This window comes from Planctomycetia bacterium, from assembly GCA_034440135.1.
In the GTDB taxonomy this organism is placed as follows: domain Bacteria; phylum Planctomycetota; class Planctomycetia; order Pirellulales; family JALHLM01; genus JALHLM01.
Genome location: JAWXBP010000151.1, coordinates 1 through 24,283, shown reverse-complemented (window position 1 = coordinate 24,283; position 24,283 = coordinate 1). Strand labels below are relative to the sequence as shown.

Sequence of the window (24,283 nt, the reverse complement as noted above, 5' to 3'; positions counted from 1 at the left end):
TTTTGTTCGCCGGGAGTCGGAACAAGGCGGCCGTAAGTAGGCGTCTACTTGAAATCGTTGTAACGGGAACTGTATTGCAACTCGTGACCCACTGGATTTCCCCTGCCGCCGCTGCTGTAGCAGAACTGGGTAAAATAAGGTTCGCCAGTCGGACCTTCGTACTCGATGCGTCCCACAACCCACAAATCTCCGGTCCTGTCGTCCAGCGACTTGATGTCGCCTGCGGAAAGCCCGTGCCCCATGTCCACGTCTTGAATCAGCGGTGCATTCGGTGGAAGAGCGGCATTCTTTAGTGGTCCCGTGATATCAGTCTTTGCTCCATCTACGACTCGATCCACAGAATCGCCGTTCCTCACCACGGATGCCGCATAGCGTGTGGATCGAATTCGGCCGGGGATCTTGCCAGAATTGTTCGTCGTGACCTTGAACTTAAGTGATTCAGTTGCATTACACGCCTCGACGTGAACTTTCATTCCGAAAACCCAAGGCCGGTTTTCAAGCGTCATGATCAGGTTCTGTTTGTCCATGATGCCGTTCTGTCGATCGAAAAGGCAATTCTGGGCATACATTAAGTACACTTGGCAGCCGGCAATGAACACTGCGGCAACGGTTGCCAGTAGTAGGTACCAAGAGTATCTCGTTTGCGCTTCAGCGAATCGCTCGGTGGTCGCTGGTCGGTCCGAAACACACAAGTCACCGTGCCCGCCAGTTGTCGCATCGCGGAGTGGCCCTGGTGGCGTTTCGCTTGAGCCAGAGTCGGTCGCATGTGGGGATTTCGGCGTGGTTGGCGCGGCATCGCGATTGGCGGGCTGCCCCGGTAAGTGTCGAACTTGTTTCTTTTCGAATTGCTGATTCCGTACGTCTGGTAGTTTGCCGCCATCGACACCAATACTGTTAGGTTTGAGGCGTTTGTCCTTACGTTGACCTCGCTTGCCTTTTCCATGCGACATTGCAATTGACCTTTAGAATCGAGTGGACTTAGTCAATTCGTACGTCTCTTCCCAATACCCGCGGACCAGGTTCATTTCGTCCTTGAAGGTGCCGTCCGGGCGGATGGTCTTGCCGTTCACCTTTTTGGACTGCTCGGCGATCAGCGTCCAACCGTGCGGTTTGCCGGCGTCGGCCAGCAGGCGGTGAAAGGCCTGGCGCGTGCCCATCTCGAACAACACGTGCTGCCGCGCGAAGTCGGCGAGGTCGGCGTAATACTTGTCGATCAGCTTGAGCAGCGACTTGTGTTGCTTACTCGGCTGGGGTTTTTTCGCCATGGAGCCGACTTTTTGTTCGAATGGCAATGGAACGGACGCCACCGTTGTGCGCGGGTCTCCCGACCCCGCACCCCTACCGACCGCAGGTCTCCCGGCGCGACAGGCATGAATGTATCGTCTTCCGCGGCCGAGGTCTGGGGCCTCGGCAGGGAGGAACCGCGATTTTCGCCTTCGCGAGCGGCACGCGCTCACGCGCGCGCATTACGCTTCAACGGTCGCTGCCGCGCGCGTCGGCTCTGCGAGATGATCGCCGTCGCTCGACGGCGTTTGGAGGTCGCGGAGAATGGACGCGACCAGCGCCGTCCAGCCGGTTTGATGGCTGGCGCCCACGCCGCGGCCGTCGTCGCCGTGAAAGTATTCATAGTACAGCGGAAAATGGTTCCAATGAGGATCCGTGGCGTAGCGGGGATCGTCGCCATGGCAGGGACGACGCCCTGATGCATCCGGCAGGAACAGCGACGCCATGCGGCGGCGCAGTTCGTGCGACACTTCGAAGAGGTTCATCACGCGGCCGGATCCGGTCGGGCATTCGACTTGCACTTCGTCGCCGTAGAAGTGGTGATAGCGCTCCAGGGCTTCGATGACCAAGTAATTCACCGGGAACCAGATGGGACCGCGCCAGTTGGAGTTGCCGCCGAACAACCCGGTGATGGATTCGCCCGGCGTGTATTCCACGCGGTGCTCTTGTCCGTCGGCCCAGAGCACGAAAGGGTGTTCGTGATGATACCGTGAGAGGGCGCGCACGCCATGCGGCGCCAGAAACTCACTTTCATCGAGCAAGTAGTGGAGCATGCGCTCCAGGCGTTCGTGCGACGGGATGGCGAGCAACCGGCGGCCGCGGCCGCGTTGTTGGTCGTCGCGATCCGCAATGACGCCCGAGCGTTCGCAATACGCGATGTGCCGGGCCAGATCGGGGCGATGCTTGAGGAACCACTCCATGCGTTTGCGGAAGCCCGGCAGGCGATCGATGTCGGCCTGTTCCAGCACCTCGACCGCGAACAGCGGGATGATGCCCACGATGGAGCGGATCCCCAACGGCGCAACGCTCTCGCCCACCTTGATTTGATCGTAGTAGAAGCCGTCCCCTTCATGCCACAGGCCCAGGCCGCCGAGCGTGTTCATGGCGTCGGCAATGTGGATGAAATGTTCGAAGAACTTCGAGGCAATGTCCTCGTAGGTGTCGTCGTGTTGCGCCAACTCCAAGGCCATGGCGAGCATCGTCGAGGCATAGAAGGCCATCCAGGCGGTGCCGTCGGCCTGCTCCAGTCGGCCGCCGTCGGGAAGCGGCTTGGAACGGTCGAACACGCCGATGTTGTCCAGCCCCAGAAATCCGCCCGCGAACAGATGGTTGCCGGTTTCGTCTTTGCGATTGACCCACCAGGTGAAATTCAGCAGCAGTTTCGTGAACACGCGCTTGAGGAAGGCGACGTCGCGCTGTCCCCTGGGCGCGGTCATCTTGTACACGCGCCAACAGGCCCAGGCATGCACCGGCGGATTGACGTCCGACAGCGCCCACTCATAGGCCGGCATCTGCCCGTTGGGGTGGAGATACCACTCGCGCAAGAACAGTTCGAGCTGCCCCTTGGCGAACTCCGGATCGACGGTTGCCATGGGGATCATGTGAAACGCCAAATCCCAGGCCGCGTACCAGGGGTACTCCCACTTGTCCGGCATCGAGATGACGTCGCGATTGAACAGGTGCGGCCAATCGTGATTACGCACCTGCTTGCGTTCTTGCGGCGGCGCCGGTTGATCCGGGTCGCCGGCCAGCCAGTCCTTGACCACGTAGTGATAGAACTGCTTGCTCCACAGGAGTCCGGCATAGGCCTGCCGCGCGACATTCGCCGTCTCGCTGCCTGGCGCAGCGGGAATGCGATCGGCGTAGAAGGCGTCGGCTTCGGCGATGCGTTCGGCAAAGACGTCATCGAAGTTTGAGAATGGCCGGCTCGTCGTTTCATTGGCCTTCGTGAGCCGCATGCGGACCACGGTGTGCGTCCCCGACGGAATCGTCAGACGGTAGATCGCCGCCGCCTTGGTGCCGTGTTTTAGCGAGTGGACTGCTTGAGAGTCGCCCTGAATCACATAGCGGTGGAACGCGTCTTTGACGTAGCGATTGCCGTCCTCAAAATTGAACACGCGGTTGGAATTGCTTTCGTTTTCAGTAAACACCAACTCCGCGGGCTCAGCGCCGGCGGACGGTTCCACATCCAGTCGGAATTCGCCGAGCGAAACATGCCGAGCGACGATGGCCGCCAAACCTGCTGCCTCCAGCCGCGGTTTCACCTCGCAACCATCGTGGGTGCAACCCCAAGACCAAGAATTACGAAACCACAGTGTCGGGAGCAAGTGAATCGCTGCGGACTCCGGTCCCCGATTGGCAATGGTGACGCGAATCAGAATATCGTCCGGCGACGCCTTGGCGTACTCCGCAACCACATCGAAATAACGGTGTTCATCGAACACGCCGGTGTCGACGAGCTCGAACTCGGCATCCTGCTTACCGCGTCGGCGATTCTCTTCCACGAGTCGCGCGTACGGAAATTCGGACTGCGGATACTTGTAGAGCGCCTTCATGTAAGAATGCGTGGGCGTCGAATCGAGGTAGTAGTAACACTCCTTCACATCCTCGCCATGATTCCCCTCGGTGCCGGCGAGGCCGAAGAGGCGTTCCTTGAGGATCGGGTCGCGGCCGTTCCAAAGCGCAAGCGAGAAACAGAGCCGACATTCGCGATCGCAGATTCCCAGCAAGCCATCTTCACCCCAGCGATAGGCGCGGCTGCGCGCTTGGTCGTGCGTGACGTAGTCCCAGGCGTCGCCCTGCGCGGAATAGTCCTCGCGCACGGTGCCCCACTGCCGCTCGGCGACGTACGGTCCCCAGCGTTGCCAATTGTGGGTGCGGTCCGCGGCTTCGCTCAGTCGACGGCGTTCGTCACCAGGTTCGGTTGCAAGCGTCATGAATGGCCCTGTTCGCGGTTCCTAGAAGTATAGAACGGCGTAGGGGGCACGGGAGGCTCGTTCCGCGACAAGCAAGGGGCGGGAACCGCCTGGGAAGCGCGGGCCTCTGGGAAAAAACGGCGGATGCGCCGCCGATGTCGATTCCGCGCGAAACGGCGTGAGGCCTGTTAGCCATCCATGCGGCCGAGCGACGCGGTCGTCGCGGCCTTGCCATCGTCGGGCGTCATGTTACGCGAGCGTCGCTGTAGCCGGCTCGCCGTGGCCACGCCGCGTGCGCCACGATAAAGAGAACCGCGAAATCATCGAATCGCGATCTGCGCTTGATCATGGCGCCTGAATCGCTTGGTCGCACGCCAGACCAGGAAGCCGCCCATCCAAACGACGACGAGACCGAATCCGAAACCAATGAGCACTTCTACGCCTGCGGCGCGCGTGGACTGGAGAATGGACATGCCGAGAATCAGCAGACCCATTGCCGTGGCACTCGCCCCCAGCCCGCCGAGGCCGAACCAGACGATGCGGCTGAACCAGAGTGCGATTTCACCAGGGTGTCCGGCGCCAACGGTCTCCGGCGATCGGTAGGGGTTCTCGTCCATCACGCGATTGTCATCGCAGCGTTCCATGAAGTGTGCTCTGTCCCAGTGTACTTACTTACTGGGACGGGGTTTTCCTCTGAAGTACGCGGCTTTGAAGAGTCCACCAAGCGATGATGGCAAGAACCGCCAACACTGCTTTGGCAACGGAATTGTTGATATTTGGCAAGGTCAAGGAAATGACCATGAGAAATACAAATACGCCAAACCCGGTTAGCCAAAGTAGCGCCCGGTCTTTCAGCCAGGCCACCAACTTCTCCCGCCGATGACGCAAATCTGGCGGGGTCAAATCTGATTGCGGGGATTGGTAGGGATTGTCACTCATTCCCCAGACTTCACCTGATTAGCCCGCCGTTCCAGCACGCGGTATCGCCAGCATGCCAATGTGCCAAAGACTAAGCCGATTGCGGTGGCGATAAGCTGCAAGATATGGGTTTCAAGTTCCGAAATATTGAGAGTAGTGTTGAAGCTCTCCCTCAATGCGTTTGCAGCGTCGTACAACCACCTCTGCCATAGCTTGACGGTGAAAAGGAACGTGATACCACTCCACGTTAGCCCGGCAACAAATCCACGTGCAAATTGGACTTGACCGCTTGCCTGCCCGGTAACAACTGCAAACAACAAGAGTGTTCCGATGGCCCACACGGCGATTGCAACAACGTTCCAAACTTCACTGAGCAGGCCCGCAATCACCAATGCCAAGTAAGCCGTGATGCCCAGCAATGTAAGAATGGAAAACCTGGGTTTCATTCCACCTTCTCCTGGTTGGCCCGCTTTTCTTGCCGGCGGTAGTGCCGGATTGCCATATAGTAGCCCACTCAGCCGAATCCCAAAGCCAGTGCATATTGAAGCACTGACTGCGGTTGAATATACGACGAGGGATTGCGTCCGAAGACGACCGCAGCGATCAGGTATTCAATGCTGTATTGGTTGTTCAGGACCGGAATTACCAAATACAGCAGGATGCAAACGATAGCCGTCCGTCCGCACGCAGCCGTTACCGGATTTGAAGTGTCAGTCGCATGTGTTACGAAGTGGGCGACACATACCAACCACGCGACGATCCAAACTGCCGACCACAGCGGCGATAACATTGCGGCAAAGGTTAGTGCCACGAACGCCGTAATACTCAGCAACGCAAGAATCGAGAACCGCGGTTTCATCGCGCCCGCCGATCGCTGGTCAAATGACGTGTCGCGGCAGTTCACGTCCGAACGCCAACTCATGGCCGCAGAATTTGCAGGCGTAGATTCTCAGTTCCCTCAGTAGCTCATGCGGTTCTGACCGTTTGAATTCCAGGAAATTGGGCCGACCGCACGACGGGCAGGCCCGGAAAAAGTCGGGGCCGACGGGTTGGGGCAGAATGCTGGCGCAGATTGCTTTCATCCCCCCTATTGTCTTGCGGCGCGGCGCGGAGGTCAAACTCATCGAGCTGTTCGACCGAGTTTCCGGGAACGCCCGATCGACTAGCGCGCTTTTGGCCTGAATCGGGGCGGCTGCTCCAAAAACTGGAAACGTCAATCCACTGCCGCGGGACGGCAATGGGGTGGTGGGGAGGAAGCGCGAAGCGCGGCCTAGGGGGGCCTCTTTATCCCCCGTTTTCAACCTGCTGGGCCGGTGTTAGAATCTACGACTTCTCAGACCTCGTCGAACCGCCTATTTGGCGCCGGGGAGGGGCTAGAATGGACCAGCCGCGCCGGCTGGGGCTTGGCTTTCTTCTGATCGCTGTGCCCCAGGGCCGTTGGCTCGGATGGCGCAAGTGTCCAGCTCAGCAACACTTAGATAGCATTCAGGAGAGGTATTCGTGCAGGTCAGCATTTCGGCGCGTCACGGGCAGTTGAGCGAGGCCTCCCGAGAAAAGATCGGGGCCAAGTTCGAGAAGCTGACCCGCATTTTCGAGCGGCTGACGGCGATCACCGTGGCGGTCGACCTGGAGAATAAGGACGCCCTGGTCGTGGAAGTTCTGGTTTCGGCCGAACACAAGCACGATTTCGTGGCCCGGGAAGAGGCCGAGGAATTGATGGTCGCCGTCGACGCGGCCGTCCATAAGTTGGAGCAACAGCTCCGCAAGTACAAAGAGAAAGTTCAGGACCACCATCGCTAGGCCTTCGCAGGCCGAGGATCGTGGCGCCACACCATACGAGCGGCAAACACATTAGCGCGGTTCGCCTGATAACTCAGGCCCGCGCGGGGCGACTCAGAAAGGACATGGCTGCATGAAGTTCTCCGACTTTATTAGTCGCGAGGCGATTCGTGCCAACTTGCGTGCCGAAGATAAGGAAGGGGTGATCCGCGAGATGACCCAGGCCTTGTTGGAAGCCGGCCGAATCGCGACGGATGAGTACGAAAGCATCGTCAAAGCGATTCTCAAGCGCGAAGAGTTGGGCAGCACCGGCATCGGCCGAGGCGTCGCCGTTCCGCATACCAAGCAGCCGAGCGTCGATCGGCTGGTCGGCACCGTGGCGGTGAGCGACTCGGGCGTCGACTTTCACAGCCTCGACGGCGAGAAAGTCGAACTGTTGTTTTTGTTGATTTCGCCCCCGGATCGCCCCGGCGATCACTTGCGGGCGTTGGAGAATATTTCGCGCCAGTTGCGGGACGACACGTTTTGCCGGTTCTTGAAGCAAGCCAAAACCGCGGTGGACGTGACGACATTGCTGGACGAGGCGGACGGCAATCAGGTTGGTTCGTAATCACGGCGGCGGCGCGCAGATGGAAGTATCTACCTATCGTCGCGTCGTCACCATTGTGAACCCCAATGGCTTGCACGCGCGTCCCGCCGACCAGATGGGCAAGGTGGCGTCGCAGTACAAGTGCCGAATTGAAATCTGCAAGGGACACGAGAGGGTCGACGGGCGCAGCATCATCTCGTTGCTGACGCTCGCCGCGGAACAAGGTACGGAACTGGTGATCGAAGCCGAGGGCGAAGACGCGCAATCTGCTGTCGAAGCCCTGGCGGAATTGATCGCTCACCAGTTTCACGAAGCGCACGAGGAATAAGCGAAGCAGGTTCGATCGAGGCGAAGCGTCTTCAACTCGCGCAGTAGATAGAGCGAGTTCGGCACGCCCGAGCAACAATCGAATCGTGTGGCGTAGTCAGGCAGTGGTGGTAGAACGCGGTCGCTTGAACGAACCGCGCCTCCGGCGGCTAGTCCGCCCTTGAGCGAGGCTCGGTTCTTTCCAGCGAATTTACCAGCGATCCCGCCCTGATCCGGCGACGACACACCGCATGCAGAAACTTGAAGGTATCGCCGTCTCGCCAGGCATCGCCATCGGCGAGGCCCTGGTCATCGACCGCGAAGGGGGACACATCCCTCGACGGTTTCTGCCGCCCAGCGCGGCGGACGCGGAGTTGCTGCGACTCGACGGCGCCATTCAAGGTCTGGCCGCCGAAATCTCGCGCGATCGCGATGCCGTCGCCAAGGAGTTGGGCGCACGTTATGGCGCGATCTTCGACGCCCACCTGCAGATGCTCCGCGACCCCATTCTGCGCGGCGAACTGGAGCAACTGCTCCGCGAGCGGCACTTTTCGGCCGAATACGCCGTCAACCGCACCTTGCGGCGCTATGCGAAGGTCTTTCAGTCCCTGGAAGGCAGCTTTGTCGCCGAACGCGCCACCGATATCAACGACATCGAAAAACGGTTGATCCGGCAACTCTCCGGACAGCCCCGGCAAGATTTCTCCAAATTGACCTCGCCGGCGATCGTGCTTGCGCATGACCTTACGCCCAGCGAAACCGCCTGCATGAATAAGCGGTTGGTGCTGGGCTTCGCCACCGACGCTGGCGGCCCCGGGAGCCACACCGCGATCGTCGCGCAGGGCATGGAGATCCCCGCGGTGTTGGGCGTCGGCAATTTGCTGAATGAGGCCGCCTCTGGCGATCTAGTCATTATCGACGGCGATCATGGCAACGTCATCGTTCGTCCTGACGAAGCGACGTTGGCGGAATATCGCCGGCGCGTCGAACATCAGGAATCCCACGCGGTCGAATTAGAGTCGCTGCGCGATCTCCCCGCCCAGACTGGCGATGGCGAGCGGATCACGCTGCTGGCGAACATCGAGTTTCCCCAAGAGGTCGCGCATTGCCTGGAGCGCGGCAGCGAAGGGATCGGGCTCTACCGCACGGAGTTTTTATACCTCGGCACCACAGTCGAGCCGGACGAGGAAGTTCACTACCGCGCCTACGCGGAAGTCGTGCAGGCCATGCAAGGTCGACCGGTCGTGATTCGCACGCTCGATTTGGGCGCCGATAAGTTGACGCATCTGCAAGCCTTGGAACCGGAACGCAATCCGTTCCTCGGGTTGCGCAGCATTCGCTTATCGTTGCGCCATCTACCGACCTTTCGCACGCAGCTCCGCGCGATTCTCCGAGCCAGCGTGCTCGGCGACGTGCGGATTATGTTCCCGTTGATCTCGACGGTGATGGAACTGCGTAAGGCCAAAATGATTCTGGCCGACGTTTGCGAGGACCTCGAAGAGCACGGCATTCCCTGTAGGCGCGACGTCCCAGTCGGCATCATGGTCGAAGTGCCCTCCGCCGCGGTGATGATCGACCTGTTGGCGCCGGCCGTCGATTTCCTCAGCATCGGCACGAACGACTTGATTCAATACACGCTGGCCGTCGACCGAACCAACAAAGACGTGGTCAATCTGTACAACTCGTGCGACCCCGCGGTGCTGCGACTGATCGCGCAGACCTGCGACGGCGCGCGACGTTGCCACAAACCGGTCAGCCTGTGCGGGCAGATGAGCAGCAACCCGATTTATTTGATGCTGCTCTTGGGACTCGGGCTGCGCCAACTGAGCGTTTCGCCGAGCGCCGTACCGGAGATCAAACAAGCTTGCCGCGCCGTGACGATTCCGCAATGCGAAGCCGTCGCGGCCCGTGTTCTGACGATGGACAACGCCCGCGATATCAAGCAGTTCCTGCGGGAAGAATTGCGCAAAGTAGCAGCGGATTTGGTGCATTGAGAAACCGTAGGCCAGGCTTTCCAGCCTGACAATTAACACATCGACAATCGACGCAACAACAACTGATACCTACGACGTAACCTGTCAGGCTGGAAAGCCTGACCTACGAAATCGATTCAACCTTCATTTCTACCGTTCATCCCCGCGCATGCCCCGCTATCAACTTCGATTTCGCAAGGAAGGCGATTTGTGTTGGATCGGCCATCACGATCTGGTGCGGGCGATCGAACGGACGTTTCGCCGGGCCGAGCTGCCATTGGCGATGAGTGGTCGATTCAGTCCCAAGCCGCGATTGAGTTTTCCGTCGGCCCTGGCCTTGGGAATTGTCGGATTGGACGAAGTCTGCGAAGTGGAACTAGCCGCGCCGATCGATCCCAACATGCTGCTCGATCGGTTGCGACAACACGCCCCGCCGGGGTGGACCGTGACGCGCGCCGAGCCTTTGCCGGCGAGCGCGCCGTCCGCCGTGGCGCAAGCCGTGGAATACACCGTGCCCGTGCCGGCCGCCTCGCGGCCCCAGCTACAGGCCGCCGTGGAACGACTTTTGGCGCAGTCCGAATGCCTGGTCACGCGCGACGAAGCGCGGGGCCGGCAAGTGGATTTGCGCGCGGATCTTTTGAACCTGGAATTAGCCGACGACGCGTTGCGCATCCGCTTGCGGGTGACGCGCGCGGTGTCCGCGCGACCACGCGAGTTGCTGGCCGCGCTCGAATTCAACGACCTGGAGCGGGCTTCCGGTCCGCTCGCGCGCACGAAAGTGGAACTCTATGACTGAAACTCGCGATCGTGCCCGCACCAGCCGCGCCGCCACTGAGCGGACAGCGCGTCGTTCGGCGACGACTGACACAGAAAGTGAGCCCATGAAGCAAGAAATGCTGATCAACGTATCGCAGCCGGAGGAATGCCGGATCGCGATCGTGGAAGATGGAATTCTCGAAGAGCTCTACGTCGAGCGAACGAGTCAGGACAACTACGTCGGCAATATTTACAAAGGAAAAATCGTCAATCTGGAGCCGAGTATCCAGGCGGCGTTCGTCGATTTCGGCGTCGGCCGCAACGGCTTTCTCCATATCAGCGACGTCGAACCGCAATACTTCCGTCAAGGCGGCTACGATCCTTCGCGTCCGATCGAGCCGCCGAGTTGGGGCCGAGACCGCGATCGCCGACCTGCTGCCGCCGAACGGCACGAACCGAACGGCGATGAGAACGGCCACGATGCAGATGTCGATGCGGACGTGGACGACGATATCTCCGAAGACGGACCCCAGCGCCGCCGGGGACGCGGACCGCGCCCCGGCGCGCGGCCCCGTATCAAGCCGCCGATTCAAGAAATCTTCCGCCGCGGCGACGAAGTGCTGGTGCAGGTTATCAAGGAAGGCATTGGCACCAAGGGGCCGACGCTGTCCACGTATATCAGCATCCCGGGGCGTTACCTGGTGCTGATGCCGGCGCTGGGCCGAGTCGGCGTTTCGCGCAAGATCGAAGACGACGAAGTCCGCCGCAAACTGCGCGACGTGATGCTCGAATTGAATCCGCCGAAGGGGCTGGGATTCATCGTCCGCACTGCCGGCATCGACCGCACCAAGAAAGAACTCTCGCGCGATCTGGCATACCTGTTGCGCCTCTGGAAGGTCATCGTGCGCCGGATTCGCAAGTTTCCCGCGCCGATCGACATCTATGAAGAGAGCGACATGATCATCCGCACGATCCGGGATATCTTCACGGGAGACGTGGATGCGATCTACATCGACGAAGCCTCGGCCTACGAACGGGCGAAGGAATTCCTGCAAATCGTCATGCCGCGCTACGTCAGCCGGCTGCAACTTTACGACGGCAAGGAGCCGCTGTTCCACAAGTATCGGCTCGATGAAGAAATCAGCCGCATCCATCAGCGCAAGGTGCCTCTGCGCCAGGGCGGCTCGATCGTCGTCGATCAAACCGAGGCTCTGGTCGCGATCGACGTCAACAGCGGCAACTTCCGCGCCGACGATTCGGCCGAGGAAACCGCCTACCAGATGAACTTGCAAGCCGCCCGGGAAATCGCGCGGCAGCTGCGCTTGCGCGATCTGGGCGGCGTGATCGTCAACGACTTCATCGACATGCGGAAAGAAAAACACCGCCGCGGCGTCGAACGCGCCTTGCGCGAAGCGGTGAAACGTGATCGCGCCCGCACGAAGATTCTGCGCACCAGCCCGTTCGGCCTGGTCGAAATGACGCGGCAGCGCATTCGCCCGAGTTTGAAGCGCAGCGTGTACACCGATTGCCCCGGCTGCGTCGGCACCGGCGTGGTGAAGACCGCGGAGAGCATGGCCATCGAGGTGATGCGTTTGTTGATGTTGATCGCGCATCGCGAGGAAGTCGCCAAGGTGTCGGTCGGCGTCGCGTCGGATGTGGCGATGTATCTCAACAACAAGAAACGCCGCGACCTCGCCCGGATCGAAGACGACGGCAACATGGTCGTCCAGGTTTATCACAAAGAAGGCGCGCTGCCGGAAACCCTGTCGATCGAATGCATGGACGCGAACGGCCGCGAAGTGCGATTTCCGTTCGATTGACGAAGGTGCGCTTTGAGTCGAGTTAGACGGCGCGCGGCCCAAGCCCAGGGAAGGCCATCGAGAACCCAATTGTATGGATCGTCTCGGGTAGCCTTCCCTGGGCTTAACGCGCGTCGGCGCGGCGCGCCAAGAGCGTGATTCACTCCAGCCAGCATGGACGGACGCGATGCCCTGGGTCATCGGCACGGACGAAGCCGGGTACGGTCCAAACCTCGGGCCGCTGGTGATCGGCGCGACCGTCTGGCATTACGGCGGTTCGCTGCCGCTTGATGAGGCGCTCGCGACCTTGGCGCGAGCGGTCGGTCCGGCCGCTGATCGCACCGTGGCCATCGCCGATTCGAAGCAGCTCTATTCGCCGGGCGTCGGCCTAGCGCGATTGGAAAGCTGCTTGCTCGCTGCGCTGGCAGCTTGCGGCGTGTCACCATTCGACGCGCGCGACGTCTGGACGCAGCTCGCTCCCGCGGCATTGATTGCCCTCGACGCGGAAACCATGTACGCCGCGCCGCACGCACGCTGGCCGGTCGCGTGTCAACCCGACGATATTGACGCGCGACGTCAGGAGTTGTCTGCGATCCTCGAAACGCATGGTTGGCGGCTCGTCAGCGTGAACTGTCGCGCGTTGTTTCCGCGAGAATTCAACGCCGAGGTGCGCCGGTTGGGCAACAAGGCCCACGTGCTTTCGCAAGCGACATTGCAACTCGCCGCGCAAGCGTTGGCGCAGACTTCGGACGACGACGTGCTGATCTGCTGCGACAAGCATGGCGGGCGCAATCACTATACCGGCGTGTTGCAACATTGTTTCGCCGACGGTTGGATCACGCCGCGTTGCGAAGGGGCCGCGCTCAGTGCTTACGATTGCCGGCTAGCGAATCGCAACGTGCGAATCGAATTCCGCGCCCGAGGAGAATGCCAGCCGCCGACGGCGTTGGCCTCGATGGCGGCCAAATACTTGCGAGAACTGGCGATGCACGCCTTCAACGCTTTCTGGTCCGGCCACGTGAAAGACTTGCGACCCACGGCCGGCTATCCCGGCGACGCGGCGCGCTTTCACGAGCAGGTCTTGGCGGCGCGGGAGAAACTGGGGATTGAGGTGGAGGCGTTTTGGCGGGAGCGATAATCCCTTGCTTCACGCGGACCGACTACGACAATAGCTCGTGCCGCACTGCGCCATGGACGTCGGTCAGGCGGTGATCGCGTCCCTGGAAGCGATACGTCAGTTGCTTGTGGTCGAAGCCGAGTTGGTGCAGCAGCGTAGCGTGCAGGTCATGTACGTGAACTTGGCCGTCGACCGCAAAGTAGCCGAAGTCGTCGGTGACCCCCTGAATATGTCCCGGTTTGAAGCCGCCGCCGGCGACCCAGATCGTGAAGGCTTCGACGTGATGGTCGCGGCCGGGAATGCCTTCGCGGACTTCGCCCATCGGCGTGCGCCCGAATTCGCCGCCCCAAATCACGATCGTGTCTTCCAGCAATCCGCGCACCTTCAAATCCTTCACCAGCGCGGCGCAGGGCTGATCGATCTGACGGCAGCGCCGCGCCAGCGGCTCGCCCAGGTTTTCGTTGGGGCCGCCGTGATCGTCCCAGTCGGTGTGGTAAAGCTGCACGAAGCGGACGCCGCGTTCGATCAGCCGTCGGGCGAGCAGGCAGTTGTTGGCGAAAGAAGCCTGCCCCGGTTCCGCGCCGTATGCCGCGAGCACGTGCGCCGGTTCATCCGCCAATTCCATTAACTCAGGCGCGCTGGTCTGCATCCGGAACGCCATCTCATAGGCGTTGATTCGCGTGGCAATCTCCGGATCGCCCGTCAATTGCAGCCGTTCGCGGTTGAGTTGATTCGTCAGGTCAACGAATTCGCGCTGGCGCGCCGGACTCCAGCCTTCCGGACTGCGCAAGTTAAGGATGGCGTCGCCAGTCCCGCGAAACGGTACGCCTTGCAGATTGGTCGGCAGGAAGCCGCTGGACCAGAGCGAGTTACCGGCCCGTGGTCCGCGCGGCCCGGACTGCAACACAACGAACCCTGGCAAGTCTTCCGCCTCGCTGCCAATGCCATAGATGACCCAGGAACCAAAACTCGGCCGCCCCGGGGCTTGAAAGCCCGTGTTCATGAACAACTTCGCCGGTCCATGATTGAAGACATCGGTCTTCATGCTCTTGATCCAGCAAGCATCGTCCGCGATCGTCGCCATGTGCGGCAACAATTCGCTCAACTCGACGCCGCATGCGCCGTGCTTTGCGAATTTCCGTTGCGTGCCCAGCAGCTTGGCCCCTTTGCCGATAAATGCGAAGCTCTTCTCCTTGGGAAAGAACGCGTCGGGCGCTGGTTCGCCGTCGTGCTTTTGTAGCTCCGGCTTGTAGTCGAAGAGTTCGAACTGGCTCGGCGCGCCCGCCATGAACAAGTAGATCACGCGCTTGGCGCGGGCTGGACAATGAGGGGCATTCGCGCCGGAGATTTGTGCTCCCGTCGCCGCACCGGCAGTTTGAGCGTCGCCCAATAGTTGCCCTAGGGCCAGTGCGCCGAGTCCCACGCGGCAATCGCCGAAAAAGTGTCGCCGCGTTGTTGCTCGCAATGCTGCCGGATTCACGCCATCGCTCCTGTGCGCGTCTATTCGCGGGTGATGAATTCGTCGGTGTTCATGACGGCGCGCGCGACGGCCGTCCAACGCGACTGCTCGTCGCTAGCCTCCGCCGCGTTACTCCGTGCTAAGGAATCGATCACCATTTTCAATTCGCTGGGCTGTGGAGGTCGGCTCAGTGCTCGCTCGAAGATCAACTTCACGCGATTCTCCAACGCGTCCGGCTCGCTGTCCGGAAACTGCTCCAATGCCCGGGCCGCGAGTTCCTGCGCCAGTTCGTACATCGCGACGTCGTTGGCCATGGTCAGTGCTTGCAACGGCGTGTTGGAGCGCTGCCGCCGCGTGCAGACCGATTGAAAATCCGGCGCGTCAAAGGTGCTCAGCATGGGATACGGCGCGCTGCGATAGAACATGGTGTACATGCCGCGTCGATAACGCCCCTCGCCGGTTTCCGTCCGCCAGACCTTTTTATTCTGTGTAAACGCGTAGACCCCGTCCGGCTGCGGCGGATGACTGCCCGGGCCGCCAACCTTGGCGGAGAGTTTTCCCGAAGCGCTGAGCGCAACGTCGCGGACGATCTCGCCTTCCAACCGCAGCCGGTTCTGCCTCGCCAACAGCAAGTTGAGCGGATCGACGGCGACGGCATCCTCGCGGGCGTGTGACGACTGCCGATAGGTCGCCGAAGTCACGATCGTGCGGTGCAAAGATTTCAGCGACCAGCCTTGTTTCATGAAGTTCCAGGCCAACCAATCCAGCAATTCGGGATGCGTCGGCGCGGAGCCACGCGTACCGAGATCGTTCTCAGTCTCCACCAGGCCGCGCCCAAAGTAATGCATCCAAACGCGGTTGACGGTGACTCGGGCCGTCAACGGATTGTCTTTCGCCACGAGCCAGTGCGCCAGATCGAAGCGATCGAAGGCGCCACCGTCCGCGCGTGGCGTTGGCGGCGGGAAAGTTTGCGGGACCCCGGCGGTGAGCGGTCCCGCGTCCTTGTCTGGCTGCAGAAAATCGCCGCGCTTCAGCAGAAACGTGTTCCTGGGCGGCGACGCTTCCCGCAGGACCATCGTCTTGACCGTCGGCCCGAGATCCAATTGCACGCGGACCGATTCCAATTGCGCGCGTGCCGCTTTGAGGTCCTGATCGCCGGCGTCGAACTTTCCTTCGATGAGCTTGCGCTGCTCGCCACTGCGCTGGGCGTCCTCGACCATCAATGCCGCGACGAACACCGGATCCGTCAGCGGATCAACGACTTCCTCGGCGACGGAGAATTGCACGCGACCAACGTTGAAGTCGTTGTTCAATTCGTGCTTGAGCACAAACCGCAGCGGGCGATCGCCGACATCCACCTGGCTGCCCAACGTCAAGATAACGACGTGCTCGGCATTCATTTGTGCAATCGATCCCGGCTCGACGTTGATCGACCAGCCGGTGCCGGAATCGTCATCGATCAGGGAATCGACGGGATAATCCTTCTGTGCGTGATCGGCGCTGGCGGCGACGAGCGCCAACCGCTCCTCGCCGAGATACACTTCAACGGCGCTGAGCACCAAGTTGCCATTCGTCGCCAGTCCTGGCCCTTGTTTTGGGAGCGATTCGTGCGGAATGAATCGCAGTCGCAGGGAGCCGACCTTCGTGCCTGGCACCAATTGCGCGGCGTCGATAAGATACGTCTCGCGGGGAATTCCCGGCGTCGCCAACACCGATTGATCTTCCAATACGGTGAAGGTGGCGGCTTCGGCGGTGGCCGAACGAATTGGCACCGTGTTCCATTGCGGCGGCGGAGTTGAAGCAGTTGCTTGCAGCTTGGCTGCTAGTTCTTGCTCCCACGCGGCGCGACGCGCTGGCCGCTGGGCGATCAGGTGTTCCACGTGCGCGAGTCCGTTGTTCAATGCATCGTGCAACGGAGTTGATTCCTCCGGCAGGAACAATTCGCCTTCATGCACGTCGACGGTCGGGCCGACGTTGTTCATGTCCTCGCAGTTATTGAAGAACGCGAAGAATTGGTAGTACTCGCGATGACTGATCGGATCGTACTTGTGCGTGTGGCATTGTGCACAGCCGATGGTTAAGCCCAGCCAGACGGCGCCGGTCGTGGCTACGCGGTCCATCACCGTTTCAATGCGAAACTGCTCGTCGTCCACTCCCCCTTCTTGATTGATGAGCGTATTGCGATGGAAACCCGTGGCGATTCGTTGCTCGCGCGTCGCGTCGGGCAGAAGATCGCCGGCCAACTGCTCAATCGTGAACTGATCAAAGGGCATATCCGCATTAAGGGCGCGGATCACCCAATCGCGATACGGCCACATCACGCGAACCGCGTCGATCGTGTAACCGTTCGAGTCTGCGTAGCGCGCCTGGTCCAACCAATGCCGGCCCCAGCGCTCGCCATAGTGCGGACTTTGAAGCAGCCGTTCGACGACTTCCTCGTACGCCTCGGGTCGCGTGTCGCGCTCGAACGCGTCGGCTTCTTCCGGCGTCGGCGGCAAGCCGATGAGATCAAGATAAACGCGCCGCAAGAGCGTGCGTTTGTCCGCCTCGGGCGAGGCACGTAGTCCACTTTCGTGCAGCCGCTTCAAGACAAAGTGATCGATCGGATTGTGGGCCGATTCGCCGGATTCGATCGCGGGCGGCGCCGGATTGGTGATCGGCAGGAACGCCCAATGCCCTTCAAAATGCGCTCCTTCGTCAATCCAGCGCCGCAGCGTTTCAATCTCTTTCGAGGCCAGCGGCGGTCCATGATCTACCGGCGGCATCCGCTCGCCGTCGTCGTCGCTGGTCACCCGCTGCATCAGCAAGCTGTTCGCCGCCTCGCCAGGCACGATGGTTGCGCCGTTGCCATGATCAAGTATCGCCTGGTCGCGGTCGTCGAGCCGGAGTTCGCCCTGTCGGTTCGCCTCGTCTGGCCCGTGGCACTGCCAACAATGTTCGGAAAGGATGGGTCGAACATCCCGATTGAACCGAATCTCGTCGGCCGCGGCCGAACGTGGCGCGGCGATCATGGCCAGCAGCAGGATACTCCGCAACATCATGTTCACATTCTCGGCGGATCGGCGGCGAAAGCGTGGTCCATTGTACTCCGGACCCGCGAGGAGCCGCAATCATCGCGACTACTTGCCGGCAAACGTGTCTCCTCTATCATTGGCTGGCGATGTTGGCTTTGTGGCCGGGCGGCTCGCTGATTCCACAGCACGATAAGAGGAAGCCATTGCAATGAGCGGATTGTTCGACCCGTTTCGCGTGAAGGACGTGGAGTTGCGGAACCGCATCGCGGTCTCGCCGATGTGTCAGTACTCGTCGGAGGACGGCTTTCCGAACGATTGGCATTTCGTGCACCTCGGTTCTCGCGCCGTCGGCGGCGCCGGCCTGGTGATCGTCGAGGCCACGGCGGTGTCCCCGGAGGGGCGTATCAGCCCTGCTGATAGCGGCATCTATTTGGATGCCCACGTGGAACCGTTTGCGAAGATCGGCCGTTTTTTGAAAGAACACGGAGCTGTTCCCGGGATCCAGATTGCGCATGCCGGCCGCAAAGCAAGCGCGCGGCGTCCCTGGGACGGAGACAATCACATCGAGTACGACGACGGCGGCTGGGACACGATTGCCCCGTCCGCCATTGCCTTCGGCGGCAATTTGCCAAAGGTGCCGCGTGAGATGTCGCTCGAGGACATCAATCGGGTGAAGCAAGACTTCGTCGCGGCCGCGAAGCGCGCCTTGGCCGCGGGCTATGAGTGGCTCGAACTCCATTTTGCGCATGGCTATCTCGCGCACGAGTTCTATTCGCCGTTGGCCAATCAGCGCACCGATCAATACGGCGGGAGCTTTGACAATCGCATTCGCTTCATGCTAGAAACCTTGAACGCCGTCCGCGCAGTCTGGCCGGAGCGGCTGCCGTTGACGGCAAGGTTGTCCGTGACCGATTGGCTCGACGGCGGCGTGACGATCGAGGAATCGATCGAAACCGCGCGCCGCTTTAAGGCCGCGGGATTGGATCTGCTCGATGTCAGTCAAGGCTTCGTTGCGCCCGACATTTCCCACATCCCTTGGGCGCCGGGCTTCATGATTCCCCTCGCTGGTCGCATTCGCCGCGAAGCCGACATCGCCACGGCGGCCGGGTGGATGATCACTGATCCGCAACAAGCCGACGGCGCCATCCGCGACGAGCATGCGGATATGGTGTTGCTGGCGCGCGAGATGCTGCGCGATCCGTATTGGCCTTATCACGCCGCGGTCAAACTCGGCGTGACGGACGCCTGGCAGATGCTGCCGGTGCAATATGGGCGGGCCGTGCGCCAGCGATGAACGCTTTCAACTTATCGACGCTTCCCGTCGCGTTCGACTGGCAGAATTCTCCGTTCGATTGGAGCGTTGGGCCGGGCGATTCGTTGAAGATCGTCGCCGGGGAGCGCACGGATTGGTTCGTTGATCCGGCGACGGGGACGCCGCAGGACAATGCGCCTTGTGCGCTGTTCACGCCGCCGGTTCCGGAGTTCATGTTGAGCGCCCGCGTGAAGGTTGCGTTTGCGTCCACGTTCGATGCTGGCGTGATCCAACTTCGCGAGCGCGACGACTTATGGGCCAAGCTGTGCTTCGAGTACTCGCCCGCCGGGGAGCCGATGATTGTTTCGGTGGTCACGCGCGGGAACTCGGATGACTGCAACTCCGCCGTGATTTCAGGCGATGAGGTTTACCTGCGCGTCGCGGTGATGTCGACGACGATCGCGTTTCACTACTCGACGGATGGTCGCGTCTGGCGATTGGTGCGTTATTTTTCGTTGGGCCCGTTGCGCAGCCCACGGATTGGCTTTTCGGCGCAGTCGCCAACGGGCCAACAATGCACGGCGGAGTTCTCAGAAATCCAATGGCAACCGCGCCGGTTAGGGGAAGTTCGGAGTGGGGAGTAGGCGGCCCGGCGCGTGATGGTACAGTTGGCGCCGACGAAACCGATGTTCGACGGCGTGCGATGGTGTGGTGGGAATGCCCGAGGGGAAGAGGGGAGATGGTGCCCGCAAAACACGCTGAACACGCGGAAGGGGGAGGGTTCGCCACGAAGGGGCGGAGGACACGGAGCAGGTGGGTGGAGGGAGTTGCGTGGGTAGCGGCGTCGCGCTATTATGCAGACGGTGTACCCCTGCCCCGTATTGCGCGACGGGGGGCGGATTGATTGCGGGAGAAGTTGCATGAGTCGAGGGACGGAAGACTCGGCGGTGCGTTACTTGACGGTGACGCCGGGGAATCTGCGGCAAAGCCATCTGTATGTGCGGGGAATCTACGATTTTTTGCCCCCGGATTGTATCGGTCCGGCGCGCGGCAAGCATATGGGCTCGGGTCCGTCGCCGATCGAGATCGAGTTGGACGGGCTGGGTGAAACCGTCACGACCGACGTAGGCACGAACGCGACGACCGGCGCGCCGCGAGGTTTTTTCCGGGGCCGGACATGGGTGCGAAAGTTCTTCGAGCATCACCAGGTGTCGGCTGGCGAAGTAGTCACGTTGACGCGGATGCATGGGCGGCGCTATCGGTTATCGGTGCGGCGCGGGAAAGGCCAGAACGGGCGTCGGCCGAAAGCAGCGGAGTTTTTCGCCGGGATCGGGTTGGTGCGGTTGGCGCTGGAACGTCAGGGCTGGGACGTCGTATTCGCGAACGATCTCGATCCGAATAAGGCGGAAATGTACCGGCACAATTGGCCCAACGACGACCATCTCTCCGTCGCCGACATTCATTCGCTCGACGCGGCGAGCATTCCTGCCTGCGAGCTGTTCACGGCGTCGTTCCCTTGCAACGACCTTTCGATCGCGGGACGCTGGGAAGGGCTCAGCGGCAAGGAGTCGTCCGCATATTGGGGACTCATCCGCATCTTGCGCGACCTGGGGCCTCGGCGTCCGCACGCTGTGCTGTTGGAAAACGTGGTCGGCTTCTTGATGAGCCATGGCGGGAAGGATTTCGAACAGGCGCTGCTGGCTTTAAACGAATTGGGCTATGCGGTCGACGCGGTGATCCTGAACGCTTCGCGATGGACGCCTCAGAGCCGCGCGCGATTGTTTGTCACAGCGACCTTGAATGGCCACGACGAGCACAAATCGTTCGCGTTAGTCAGCGACGCGCGGCCGGCGCCTTTGATCGATTTCATTGCCGCGCACCCGGAGATTCGCTGGAATCTGCGAGACATGCCGCCGCTGCCAACGCGCAACATGCGACTTGCCGATATTTTGGAGGACCTGCCGGACGATGATCCCCATTGGTGGAACGAGGAACGGTCCAGCTACTTGATGACGCAATTGAGCGAACGGCATGAAGCTGTCGCGGCGCACATGATTGCCGGAAGGAATTATTCCTTTGCGACGGCGTTTCGGCGCGTGCGACACGGACGGAGCATGGCGGAACTGCGGACGGACGGCATCGCCGGCTGCTTGCGAACGCCGCGAGGCGGCAGCGGTCGGCAGATTCTCTTCAAGGCTGGTCACGGGCGCTACCAAGTCCGTTTGCTCACGGCGCGGGAGTGCGCTCGCTTGCAGGGCGTGCCTGACGACTACGTGATCGACGTGCCGCTGAATCAGGCGCTGTTTGGGTTTGGGGACGCGGTCTGCGTGCCGGCGGTGGAGTGGATTCTACAACAGCTCGAAATTTGCAATTACAACTGATATGACAACTGTGCACGGAAACGGTGCGTTTGCGCCACACCTAGAAGATTTTCAAGTATGGCTTGACGCAAACATGCGGCAAACGTCGCGCGATGTTCCGGCCAGATTGCTTACCGTGATGGGGTTTCTCGAACATCTGCGGACACAAACAGACCTCTCCGCAAACCACCTCGCCGCAAGCGGAACTCAACTGATCGATCACAACGAGATGGTGCAAGCGGCACTGCGACGATTTTCACTTACGTCGCCGCTCATCGAATTTGGCCGAAAGTCGTCGTTTGTGGCTGGCTGGATCAACTCGCTGGTTGCATGGCTAAAGGCGCGCGGCTTTGAGTCACTTCAACTGACGTCGCGGGAAGAGTTCCTGACGAGCGCTCAAGCAGTGGCGTCCGCGCGACTAACGACAATCAATGAAAGCAAACCGCTATTGGCGCGGTTCACTTGCGGAACCGCATTAGCGGTGATCGAGGACATTCTTGATCAGGCGCAAGCTAAGAACCGTGCTAAGGACGTCGCTGAGTATCTCGTTGGAGCAAAGCTGCAACTTCGTTTTGGGAGCGAAGTCGTCAAGCCAAAAAACGTAAACACGCCGAGCGGCACAGCGCTAGCCGATTTTCGCTTAGGTAATGCCGCCATCGAAGTCACCGTAAGTCCGCCGGACGATCGACACTTAAATCAGACCAACGGAATTCTTCAAGACACCGGTCTCGATGTGTGGCTATTGGTACGCAGACGCGACCGCGAAAGGTGGCAAGCAACCATCAAGAAAAAGGTATCAGCAGATCGCCGCGGGCGTGTCGCGGTACTCTGTGTGGAAGCCTTCGTAGGTCAAAACGTCTCCGAACTGGGCGGCTTTTCGTCAGCGGGCGTGTTAGAGCAGCTCGCGCGGCTCATCGAGATCTACAACGAGACTTGGTTGCCATCGGCCGGCAGCGGCGGCATTCGAATTGCTACGGCCGACGAAGATACGCAAAGAACGTGAACGAGTTTCCCCTTTCGCGAGCGCCTTGATTAGCTTGCGGTACGTTAGACTATTGATCTACGTCCAGGTTCGCAGACAGTCTCGGACTTCCAATTCAGCGAATATGGTTGGCATCGCATAGTCGCAATGTACCGTAATCTGATACTCCGATTCGGGAAGCGTTCCGCCGCTCCATTCCAGAAAATCCGCTTTCAGCTCGGCTATATCCTGGTCCGTCATCTCAATGCTCCCGTTGGTTGAGGACTGAGCGGATTCTACTCTTTCCATTGTTTGCTCCCAAATTCGGAGCATCGCCGACATGGCCGACGTGTTCAGTAAGGCGGAGCGGTCCCGGATCATGGCGGCGGTCAAGTCGCGCGATACGACGCCGGAGATGATCGTGCGTCGGTTAGTGCATTCCCTGGGCGGTCGGTATCGACTTCACGCGGCGCAGTTGCCGGGTTGTCCTGATTTGGTGTTGCCTGCGCGGCGGAAGATTATTTTTGTGCATGGCTGTTTCTGGCACCGGCATTGTTGCGCGGCGGGGAGGTCGATGCCGGCCAGTCGAGCGGATTACTGGGCGACGAAGTTTGCGCGGAATGTGGCGCGGGATCGACGGAGTCGGCGGGCGCTGCGGCGGTTGAGGTGGAACGTGTTGGTGGTTTGGGAGTGTCAGACGCGAGTGGGGCGGATGGGAGCGCTGAAGGCGCGATTGGAGAGGTTTTTGGCGGAGGATTTGGAGGGGGAGGCGACGTAGTAGGACGTCGTCTTGCGCGTTAAGCCCAGGGAAGGCCACCACGGACTTCATTGCAGGCAAGGTCATTAGGGGCCTTCCCTGGGCTTGGGGCGGGCGGCGTGATTTGTCGGTCGCCCCTTGGGGCTTGGCGCTTGCAGCGATTCCGTTCAGTAGCTCAGGCACCCTGGTTGTATGCAAATTGCCTAGCGGCTGATGCAACTACGGCAACATCCTCAGCCGATGCCGGCAAATTGCCTGACGGGAAACGACGTCGATTTGTCAGGCAATTGGCTGGCGGGAATTTGGGATGTTGGTTGAAGTCGATGCGGTGCGACGTGACTTGGCTTCGACTGGGGTGCCTGACCTACGGGTTGGGGGTTCAGGCCAAGAGTTCGCGGACCACTTTCGCTTTTGTAATCGCCACATCCGTCAGGCTGCCGGGGCGGCCTTCGTGGGGATACGTGAGTTGCCGGTGGTCGAGGCCGAGCGCGTGCAGCAGCGTGGCGTGGAGGTCGTGGACGTTGAGGATTTGATTGACGGCTTTGTAGCCGAAGTCGTCGGTGGCGCCGTGGCAGTAGCCTTGGCGGAAGCCGCCGCCGGCTAGCCAGATGGAGTTGGCGTGGCGGTTGTGGTCGCGGCCGTCCGTGCCCTGGGAGATGGGTAGCCGGCCAAATTCGCCGCCCCACATCACGATCGTGCGATCGAGCAGCCCGCGCTGCTTGAGGTCTTTCACGAGGGCGGCGCTGGGTTGATCGGTTTTTCCGCAGAGGTCTTTGAGCGACTCCGCGTTCTTACTGTGCGTGTCCCAGGGTTGGCCGGAGAGGTAGAGCTGCACGAAGCGGACGCCGCGCTCGATGAGACGGCGGGCGATCAGGCAGCGCGTGCCGTATTCGGCGGTGACGGGGTTATCGAGTCCGTAGAGTTGGCGCGTCGAGGCGGTTTCGTCGGAGAGATTCAAGACGTCCGGGACCGCGGTTTGCATCCGTGCGGCAACTTCGAAATTGGAAATGCGCGCGGCGAGTTCCTGATTGCCGGGATAATTTT

General features: G+C 60.8%; 22 protein-coding genes. 12 read left to right on the top strand and 10 right to left on the bottom strand.

Annotated features, from left to right (window positions below; translation table 11 throughout):
* Nucleotides 1-44: 44 nt before the first annotated feature.
* The 7 genes from SGJ19_08785 to SGJ19_08755 all read right to left on the bottom strand — a co-directional run bounded on the left by SGJ19_08785 (nt 45) and on the right by SGJ19_08755 (nt 6,039).
* Complete coding sequence (locus SGJ19_08785) at nt 45-950, bottom strand: hypothetical protein (GenBank protein ID MDZ4780334.1); 906 nt, start codon at nt 948-950, stop codon at nt 45-47.
* A 12-nt stretch (nt 951-962) separates the two neighbouring features.
* A complete protein-coding gene (locus SGJ19_08780) occupies nt 963-1,265 on the bottom strand; it encodes a hypothetical protein (GenBank protein MDZ4780333.1) in 303 nt (100 codons plus the stop codon).
* 201 nt (nt 1,266-1,466) lie between these two features.
* Nucleotides 1,467-4,220 (bottom strand): glucosidase, encoded by a 2,754-nt coding sequence (locus SGJ19_08775; protein ID MDZ4780332.1) that lies wholly within the window; start codon nt 4,218-4,220, stop codon nt 1,467-1,469.
* 299 nt (nt 4,221-4,519) lie between these two features.
* The gene (locus SGJ19_08770; protein MDZ4780331.1) at nt 4,520-4,843 is read right to left on the bottom strand and encodes a hypothetical protein; all 324 of its coding nucleotides are present in this window, start codon (nt 4,841-4,843) and stop codon (nt 4,520-4,522) included.
* Nucleotides 4,844-4,871: 28 nt separating this feature from the next.
* Entirely contained in the window at nt 4,872-5,138 is a 267-nt protein-coding gene (locus tag SGJ19_08765; GenBank protein ID MDZ4780330.1) for a hypothetical protein, read from the bottom strand.
* Complete coding sequence (locus SGJ19_08760) at nt 5,135-5,563, bottom strand: hypothetical protein (protein MDZ4780329.1); 429 nt, start codon at nt 5,561-5,563, stop codon at nt 5,135-5,137. Before SGJ19_08760 ends, SGJ19_08765 begins: the two co-directional genes overlap by 4 nt.
* 68 nt (nt 5,564-5,631) lie before the next feature.
* A complete protein-coding gene (locus SGJ19_08755; GenBank protein ID MDZ4780328.1) occupies nt 5,632-6,039 on the bottom strand; it encodes a hypothetical protein in 408 nt (135 codons plus the stop codon).
* 578 nt (nt 6,040-6,617) lie between these two features.
* Here SGJ19_08755 and raiA point away from each other — a divergent pair.
* The 7 genes from raiA (at nt 6,618) to SGJ19_08720 (ending at nt 13,457) form a co-directional block, all read left to right on the top strand.
* Entirely contained in the window at nt 6,618-6,917 is a 300-nt protein-coding gene (raiA, locus tag SGJ19_08750) for a ribosome-associated translation inhibitor RaiA (protein ID MDZ4780327.1), read from the top strand.
* Between the two features lie 112 nt (nt 6,918-7,029).
* Nucleotides 7,030-7,506, top strand: coding sequence for a PTS sugar transporter subunit IIA (locus SGJ19_08745; GenBank protein ID MDZ4780326.1), 477 nt, complete (start codon nt 7,030-7,032; stop codon nt 7,504-7,506).
* 19 nt (nt 7,507-7,525) lie between these two features.
* Complete coding sequence (locus SGJ19_08740) at nt 7,526-7,813, top strand: HPr family phosphocarrier protein (protein ID MDZ4780325.1); 288 nt, start codon at nt 7,526-7,528, stop codon at nt 7,811-7,813.
* Between the two features lie 229 nt (nt 7,814-8,042).
* Nucleotides 8,043-9,785 (top strand): phosphoenolpyruvate--protein phosphotransferase, encoded by a 1,743-nt coding sequence (ptsP, locus tag SGJ19_08735; GenBank protein ID MDZ4780324.1) that lies wholly within the window; start codon nt 8,043-8,045, stop codon nt 9,783-9,785.
* 148 nt (nt 9,786-9,933) lie between these two features.
* Entirely contained in the window at nt 9,934-10,560 is a 627-nt protein-coding gene (locus SGJ19_08730) for a TIGR03936 family radical SAM-associated protein (GenBank protein MDZ4780323.1), read from the top strand.
* An 85-nt stretch (nt 10,561-10,645) separates the two neighbouring features.
* Nucleotides 10,646-12,340 (top strand): Rne/Rng family ribonuclease, encoded by a 1,695-nt coding sequence (locus tag SGJ19_08725; GenBank protein ID MDZ4780322.1) that lies wholly within the window; start codon nt 10,646-10,648, stop codon nt 12,338-12,340.
* Nucleotides 12,341-12,506: 166 nt separating this feature from the next.
* Nucleotides 12,507-13,457, top strand: coding sequence for a hypothetical protein (locus SGJ19_08720; GenBank protein MDZ4780321.1), 951 nt, complete (start codon nt 12,507-12,509; stop codon nt 13,455-13,457).
* Nucleotides 13,458-13,479: 22 nt separating this feature from the next.
* Here SGJ19_08720 and SGJ19_08715 read toward each other — a convergent pair whose 3' ends face one another.
* The gene (locus SGJ19_08715; protein ID MDZ4780320.1) at nt 13,480-14,916 is read right to left on the bottom strand and encodes a DUF1501 domain-containing protein; all 1,437 of its coding nucleotides are present in this window, start codon (nt 14,914-14,916) and stop codon (nt 13,480-13,482) included.
* A 20-nt stretch (nt 14,917-14,936) separates the two neighbouring features.
* A complete protein-coding gene (locus SGJ19_08710; GenBank protein ID MDZ4780319.1) occupies nt 14,937-17,936 on the bottom strand; it encodes a PSD1 and planctomycete cytochrome C domain-containing protein in 3,000 nt (999 codons plus the stop codon).
* A gap of 181 nt (nt 17,937-18,117) precedes the next feature.
* Between SGJ19_08710 and SGJ19_08705 the strand changes: the two genes are divergently transcribed.
* The 5 genes from SGJ19_08705 to vsr all read left to right on the top strand — a co-directional run bounded on the left by SGJ19_08705 (nt 18,118) and on the right by vsr (nt 23,260).
* Nucleotides 18,118-19,203 carry an NADH:flavin oxidoreductase/NADH oxidase gene (locus tag SGJ19_08705; GenBank protein MDZ4780318.1) on the top strand — a complete coding sequence of 362 codons (1,086 nt, stop codon included), beginning with the start codon at nt 18,118-18,120 and terminating at the stop codon, nt 19,201-19,203.
* Nucleotides 19,200-19,805: a DUF1349 domain-containing protein gene (locus SGJ19_08700; GenBank protein MDZ4780317.1), complete on the top strand. Its 606-nt coding sequence runs from the start codon at nt 19,200-19,202 to the stop codon at nt 19,803-19,805. Before SGJ19_08705 ends, SGJ19_08700 begins: the two co-directional genes overlap by 4 nt.
* Before the next feature lie 276 nt (nt 19,806-20,081).
* Nucleotides 20,082-21,542, top strand: a complete 1,461-nt coding sequence (gene dcm, locus SGJ19_08695; GenBank protein ID MDZ4780316.1) for a DNA (cytosine-5-)-methyltransferase — start codon at nt 20,082-20,084, stop codon at nt 21,540-21,542.
* On the top strand, nt 21,472-22,524 hold the full coding sequence (locus tag SGJ19_08690; GenBank protein MDZ4780315.1) for a DUF4928 family protein: 1,053 nt from the start codon (nt 21,472-21,474) through the stop codon (nt 22,522-22,524). The genes dcm and SGJ19_08690 overlap by 71 nt, the downstream gene beginning before the upstream one ends.
* Nucleotides 22,525-22,822: 298 nt before the next feature.
* Entirely contained in the window at nt 22,823-23,260 is a 438-nt protein-coding gene (vsr, locus tag SGJ19_08685) for a DNA mismatch endonuclease Vsr (protein MDZ4780314.1), read from the top strand.
* Nucleotides 23,261-23,618: 358 nt separating this feature from the next.
* On the opposite strand, the gene SGJ19_08680 is transcribed toward vsr, so the two are convergent.
* On the bottom strand, nt 23,619-24,283 hold a 665-nt coding region (locus tag SGJ19_08680; GenBank protein MDZ4780313.1), incomplete at its 5' end, for a DUF1501 domain-containing protein.